General features: G+C 29.9%; 1 protein-coding gene. It reads right to left on the bottom strand.

What is annotated here, in order from left to right:
- Positions 1 to 288 (bottom strand): hypothetical protein (locus N7568_RS22950; protein ID WP_261612032.1); only part of this gene is annotated, 288 nt, incomplete at both ends.

Raw genomic sequence — 288 nt, 5'->3', positions numbered from 1 at the left:
ATATATTAGTTAATTTATAGACTTGGGCAAAAATTTCTGCATAATAACTTTGCGTTAAACCTGAATAGTATTCCTTGCTTGTAGAATTAAAAGGACTATCCTTTTTATACCAAAATACAAGAGCATTTCTAAATGTCTCCATTCTATGAATAGCAGCATTTGCTACTTTAATAGCAGCATCTTGATACTTCATTTCTTTTGTTTTTCTGTATTGAAATAAGTAATCCCTTATTACATAAACACCATAAATTGGGTGACACTGAGTTTCATTCCCTATTTCTTTTCCAG

This window comes from Paenarthrobacter aurescens, assembly GCF_025421775.1.
Lineage (GTDB): Bacteria > Actinomycetota > Actinomycetes > Actinomycetales > Micrococcaceae > Arthrobacter > Arthrobacter aurescens_B.
Note: the sequence above shows the minus strand (reverse complement) of the source record. Positions and strands in the feature narration are given on the sequence as shown.